The 6,000-nt window shown below is 68.4% G+C and carries 7 protein-coding genes; 6 read left to right on the top strand and 1 reads right to left on the bottom strand.

The annotated features are described in order from the left end of the window. Positions 1-199: 199 nt before the first annotated feature. The 4 genes from FF36_RS10890 (at position 200) to FF36_RS10875 (ending at position 2,276) form a co-directional block, all read left to right on the top strand. Positions 200-667, top strand: coding sequence for a DUF6153 family protein (locus FF36_RS10890; protein ID WP_052681045.1), 468 nt, complete (start codon positions 200-202; stop codon positions 665-667). An 89-nt stretch (positions 668-756) separates the two neighbouring features. Then, a complete protein-coding gene (locus tag FF36_RS10885) occupies positions 757-1,392 on the top strand; it encodes a DUF305 domain-containing protein (protein ID WP_044884881.1) in 636 nt (211 codons plus the stop codon). A 195-nt stretch (positions 1,393-1,587) separates the two neighbouring features. Further along, complete coding sequence (locus tag FF36_RS10880; RefSeq protein ID WP_055407948.1) at positions 1,588-1,803, top strand: cation efflux transmembrane domain-containing protein; 216 nt, start codon at positions 1,588-1,590, stop codon at positions 1,801-1,803. A gap of 164 nt (positions 1,804-1,967) precedes the next feature. Beyond that, positions 1,968-2,276 carry an Rv3488 family transcriptional regulator gene (locus FF36_RS10875; protein WP_044884879.1) on the top strand — a complete coding sequence of 103 codons (309 nt, stop codon included), beginning with the start codon at positions 1,968-1,970 and terminating at the stop codon, positions 2,274-2,276. A 145-nt stretch (positions 2,277-2,421) separates the two neighbouring features. On the opposite strand, the gene FF36_RS10870 is transcribed toward FF36_RS10875, so the two are convergent. Beyond that, on the bottom strand, positions 2,422-3,693 hold the full coding sequence (locus tag FF36_RS10870) for an APC family permease (RefSeq protein ID WP_044884878.1): 1,272 nt from the start codon (positions 3,691-3,693) through the stop codon (positions 2,422-2,424). Between the two features lie 727 nt (positions 3,694-4,420). Here FF36_RS10870 and FF36_RS31460 point away from each other — a divergent pair. Beyond that, positions 4,421-4,852, top strand: a complete 432-nt coding sequence (locus tag FF36_RS31460; RefSeq protein ID WP_206778451.1) for a YdeI/OmpD-associated family protein — start codon at positions 4,421-4,423, stop codon at positions 4,850-4,852. A gap of 383 nt (positions 4,853-5,235) precedes the next feature. After that, on the top strand, positions 5,236-5,904 hold the full coding sequence (locus FF36_RS10860; protein ID WP_044884877.1) for a hypothetical protein: 669 nt from the start codon (positions 5,236-5,238) through the stop codon (positions 5,902-5,904). Positions 5,905-6,000: the final 96 nt, after the last annotated feature.

Below are 6,000 nucleotides of genomic sequence, written 5' to 3'. Positions count from 1 at the left end.
CATCTCTACCTGACGAGTCAGACATCAATACCGGAGGCGGCGTAAAGCTGATATAGTCCAACTATCGCGTGTCCGTGAAACGGGCAGCACCTCACCTCCACCTACTGGGTCGGCCGGGTCCGCTGACCCTGTCCCGGCGCAGAAGGATCGGACCCATGGCCTGCCAGCCGACCAGCTCCCCGTCAGGCAGACTGGACCCGTGAGCGCCCGGCCCCATGGAAAGACCACCGCTGCCGGGCTGCCGCTGTTCCTGCTCGCCGTACCCGTCCTGCTGGGCATTCTGCTCATGCATGGCGGCCTGTCCGCGCACCTGGCGCACGGCCTGCACGCCGACACCACCGACCAGATCGGGTCGTCGGTGATGTACGGGGCGGACATGTACCCCCCACCGTCGGCCCTGCCGGTGAGCCACCCCGATCCACGGCACGTCATGACACCGCCCGCAACAGAGATGGATCACGACGGGCACGGTGGTGCGATGTGCCTGGCGTTTCTCCGCCTGACGCTCCTGCTGGTCATCGCGTTGCTGCTCACCCGGCTGCTCTCCTCGACGTCGGTGAGACGTGCAGTCCTACGCGCAGCGTCCCCCCACCGCGGGCGGGCGCCCCCAGATCGCTCGTTGCTCCACCGACCCTCACTCGCCTCGCTCTGCGTGCTCCGTCTGTAGACCGACACGTCCTGCCCGGGCCACCCGGGCTCCTGCGACGTGCGCCGAACTTCTTCGGACTACAGACCTCCGGCAGACGAGGAACCAGCATGAGACGACTGACACTGCTCATCGCGGCGGCCCTGGCCGCGATCGTTCTCACCGCCTGCGGCAACGACGGAAGCAACGGCAGCACGAGCACCGGTGCCGCCGATCACAACGCCGCCGACGTCACCTTCGCCCAGAACATGATCCCCCACCACCGACAGGCCATCGACATGGCCGATCTGGCCGAAACCCGCGCCAGTCACCCGGAGGTGAAAACCCTCGCCCGCCAGATCCGCGCGGCGCAGGCCCCGGAAATCGCCACCATGGTCGGGTGGCTCAACGCCTGGAAGCAGCCCACAGTGCCCCCCGGCGGCGACAGCGGTTCCGGGCACGGTATGGGTGACCACGGCTCGACCACCATGATGCCGGGCGGCACCATGACCGGGATGATGCCGGGCGGGCCCATGGCCGGCATGATGAGCGACGATGACATGGCGAGATTGAAGATGGGGACCGGACCCGCCTTCGACAAAATGTTCCTCACCATGATGATCGCGCATCATCGAGGTGCCATCACCATGGCGAAGACGGAAACCCGCGACGGACTTTACACACCGGCGAAACGACTCGCCGAGAATATCCAGAACACCCAGAACACCCAGATCACGACCATGCAGACCCTGCTCACCAAGGTCTGACGCCCACGGAGGTGGTGGCGCGCACCATGAATCCGCGCCACCACCTCATCTCCGTGGACTGCACTCGCGGGGTTACTCGGCAAGGTGCTACTGATAGCCAGGTGCGACACGGTGGCAGCCGCCGTCACACCGCATTGATCGTTTCCGGCTACCGCCGAGACATGCACACCGGTCAAGGTCATGATCTCGGCACGCATGCCCACGCCCACGGCCGCTCTGATCACACCCGGCCTGGTGGGTTTCGTCGGGAACGAGATCGTGGCCTGCAGCCGTCTCAAGGTAGGCCGCCAGATCGGTTCGGACGCACTCGTCGCCGCTGGGCTGCACGCCCGAACGGATGGATTCACCAGCCTCGCGGTCCTGCTCGGCGTGTCCCGCCCAGCACCATTCCGCCGCCCCTCGGCCCCGTAAAGCAGTGCGATCCGGTCAACGCCGCCAGCACACAGCGCAAAGATGATCGTGATCGCTTCAGTCTGCGTTTCTGATCATCACATCGCCAGCAAACCGGCCACCGTACACTCGGATTCCGATATCGGTTTCATCACTGCCGGGCCGGCGGCGTGGAGGCGGGTGGGGTGCGGGAGTTCCAGCGAGGCGCGGTGCGGCTGCACATCCTTCATCACGCGGCCGAACAGGAGATCCACGGTGCGTGGATGACCGAGGAGCTGGCCCGGCACGGCCATCACATCAGCCCCGGCACGCTGTATCCGACGCTGCACCGGCTGGAAGCCGACGGTCTGTTGGCTTCCGAGCAGCGGGTGATTGACGGACGCACCCGGCGAATGTACCGGGCGACCGAGGCCGGGAAGCGTGCTTTGGCTGAAGATCGTAGAGCGTTGGCGGAGCTGGCCCGTGAGGTCCTCGGCCGCGACACTTCTCCCTGACGGCGCCAGAGATTGGCGTCGCGCCGAGTCCACTGGACGGGGTGACGCAGCGTTCCTGTGCAAGGAGGCCCCGTCGGGTGCCCGCACGTCGGGTGCCTGCGCGTCGGGTGCCTGCGCGTCGGGTGCCTGCGCGTCGGGTGGGGCTCTATGTCCGCGTCTGGGCGATGGTGATCCGGCGAATGCCGTAGGCGGCGGCGCCGACGACGAGCACCGTGGCCCCGGAGACCACCGAGGACAGTGGCAGGGCGAAGGCCAGGGTCAGGCAGCCGGCGAGCCCGACCGCGGGCACGACGCGCGGTGGACGCCCTTCGTCCGGGGTGAGGGTCCAGGCACTCGCGTTGGCGATGGCGTAGTAGCCCAGCACGCCGAAGGAGGAGAAACCGATCGCCCCACGCACGTCCGTGGTCGCGGTGAGGACCGCCACCACAGCGCCGATCAGAAGCTCAGCACGGTGCGGCACCGCGAACCGGGGATGGACCGCAGCCAGGGCATGAGGCAGGTGCCGGTCACGGGCCATCGCCAGGGTGGTGCGCGAAACCCCGAGAATCAGCGCGAGCAGGGAACCCAGCGCGGCGACCGCCGCACCGCCCCGGACGATCGGCGCCAGCCAGCCGACGCCTGCGGCGCGCACCGTGTCCGACAGCGGCGCGGTGGCCTCCGCCAGCCGCTGGGGACCCAACACCATCAGGGCCCCGACCGCCACAGCGGCATAGACGGCCAAGGTGATGCCGAGGGCGGTCGGGATGGCGCGGGGGATGGTTCGGGCCGGGTCACGGACCTCCTCGCCGAGGGTGGCGACGCGGGCGTATCCCGCGAACGCGAAGAACAGCAGGCCAGCCGCCTGAAGCACCCCGCCGAACGTGGCGTCCGCGCCGATGTCCAACCGGGCAGCGTCCGACGTGGCCGAGGTGACGGCGGCGACCACCACCGCGGCGAGCACGGTCAGGACGACCGCGACGATCACACGGGTGAGCCAGGCGGACTTCTGTACCCCGACGTAGTTCACCGCGGTCAGCGCCACCACCGCCACCACCGCCACCGCATGGGCCTGGCCTGGCCAGACGTAGAAGCCGACGGTGAGAGCCATCGCCGCACAGGAAGCGGTCTTTCCGACGACGAAAGCCCACCCGGCCAGATAGCCCCAGAAGACACCGAGCCGTTCACGGCCGTAAACGTAAGTGCCGCCCGAGGCCGGATAGCAGGCTGCCAACCGTGCGGACGACGTCGCGTTGCAGTAGGCGACCACTGCGGCGAAGGCCAGCCCGAGCAGCAGCCCGGATCCGGCCGCCTGCGCCGCCGGTCCCACCGCGGCGAAGACCCCCGCGCCGATCATCGCCCCCAGGCCGATCATCACCGCGTCGAACATCCCCAACCGCCGCTGCAACTCCTGCGGCATCGCTGTCGACGGCACGCTCATGGCCACCCCTCCGCGGCACGCGGCAAACTTACGTCTGCCGATATCGGCAGACGATATGCCATTCGGGGGTGGGAGCCGCCATGCGACGGCCCCTCGAACTCGGCCGGGAAAGCCGTCACCGGATGGTCGAGCGGCGGCCCTCGATTCACCGACCATGCAGATGCCGATCCAGATGCTGTCCGTCGACCGGTAGCGCCCGCCGGGGCGTGCACGGCACCCGGCCCGTCCCAGCGCCCACTCGCAAGAGAGATGCTCACCCGGGCGCGCGGCACACGGGAAATCCTCCGGGCCCGACGGTAGCGGTGTACGCAGCGCTGTAGCTTCGCGAGGAAGTCGTCCGTCCAGAGCGGCCTGCTGGACGGTCATCGTCCAGCAGGCCGATTCCACAGACCGGGGGCACACCGGTCGCCGTCTCGCCTCAGCACGTCCCTTCGGTGTTCGTGGCGCACGCTCAGTCGCACACACGGCGTTGGCGGGGCTCCGGCCGCACGTCGGCGGAAGCGTCATCAAACCGACGCCTGCCGGCGTATGGCAACGGAAAGTACCACCGAGGTCCCCTTCTGATCCAGCCACGGACTGATAAACGGCGGGGTGGCCGAGTTGAGCCACGTGGCCTGGTACTGGACCTGGAAACTGCCTCCGGCGCTCGGCGACCAGACTCCCGACAGATACACCTGCCTCCACCGAGCGCGCGTAATGTCGCCTTGTGAGCCACCTCGTGCGGACAGTGGCCGGACCTCGTCGCGAGCCCGCTGTCCCGCCCCCGGAACTGCGCGATGCCCTGTCCGCGGTGGACGGCGCCTGGACGCAGTGGGAGGCGCAGTCCACCTCCTTGCGGGGGCTTTACATCGCCTGGATGGACGGCTCGCGGCTCGGCCCCGTGCGCCGCCGCCGAGCCCGGCGGACCGCCGAGTACGCCGCCCGTGGCACGCTCGAACGCTCCTTGCAACCCGCAACCGGTGGCGCCCGCGAGCACCTGATCGGCGGAGTTGTCGCCGCGCTCTTCGCTGGCGCCGCCGAGCTGACAGCCGGTGTTGTCGGCGACGAAGTCGAGGATCCCGGCCTCGCCCCCGCCGTCATTCTCGTCACCGCGGTGATCCTCTTCTGGATCCGCCGGTGCCGGCAACGAGCATGTGGCCCCAGCGCCGAGGGCACCTGACCGAGCACCGTCTGCGGACACCCCCGGTGGATCTCGCCACGTGGCCGCGTCGCTCTGCCGCGTCGCCGCAGCGGCCCTCGGTCGCCGGCGCCCAGCCTCGTAGGTGTTAACAGTCCTTCCGAGCGCAGTGCACTGCGCTTGACGAACGAGTGTGGCGTCCGTAATCTGCATACGTCGGACGGAGTGCGCAGGTTCGGCCCGAAGCGAACACCGACACCAGCCACGCGCAGCGAAGGCGCCGCAGTGGGCCGTCGAGGCTGCCCAACGCGCCCAAAAAAGCCGTGCCCCGGGCGGCATGCATAGCAGAGGCGTGCCCGGGGCCTACGAGGTCCACTCTACCAAGCACCGCCCGGCCGCGAGCCGTCGATCCGCGGGAGTGTTCCATGATCACCGAACAACCTGACTGGATCCACCGCCTGCTTTCGCCCCCACGACTGCGTTCCTACTTGCATGCGACCGACGGTTCGTCGGACGCGGCGATACGCCTCTACTGGTGGAACGCGGCGGTCTCCGCTGCTTTCTACGGGCCCTTGCACTGCCTGGAGATAGGGCTGCGGAACGCGCTGCACGGCCGGCTCTGCACGCACTATGGGCGACCCGACTGGTGGTCCGTCGCGAAACTTGCCGACGAGGACGCTCGTAAGGTCAGGCAGGCCGGTGACAAGCTCCGCCGGGCAAACACCCGACCGCCGACTTCCGACGATGTCGTCGCCGCCCTGACATTCGGCTTCTGGGTCGCGCTGCTGAGCCGCGGCAGGTCGTACGACCGGACGCTGTGGGTCCCGGCTCTCCACCAGGCGTTCCCGTACTACACGGGAAGGCGCGATGAGTTGCACCGAAATCTGGTGACGATGCTCTATCTCCGAAACCGGGTCATGCACTACGAACCGATCCATCACCGGGATCTCGGCGCCGACCGCGCGAAGATCTACCGCCTGCTGGGCTACCTGTCGCCCGAGGCAGTGCGAGAGGTCGAGCTGCTTGATCGCATACCCGAGATCCTGGCCCGCCGGGACGGAATCTGGAGTGGGGACGATCATGTACGGTTCTGACCACCGGGATGGGTCTTACGGACCGCGTAGTAGAGGCGGGCCACCTGAAGCTCCGATCAAACAGTGCACGCCCGGATGGGACTTCGGTGCGCAGTG

The organism is Frankia torreyi (genome assembly GCF_000948395.1).
GTDB lineage: Bacteria > Actinomycetota > Actinomycetes > Frankiales > Frankiaceae > Frankia > Frankia torreyi.
This window is presented reverse-complemented; position numbering and strand designations above follow the sequence as displayed.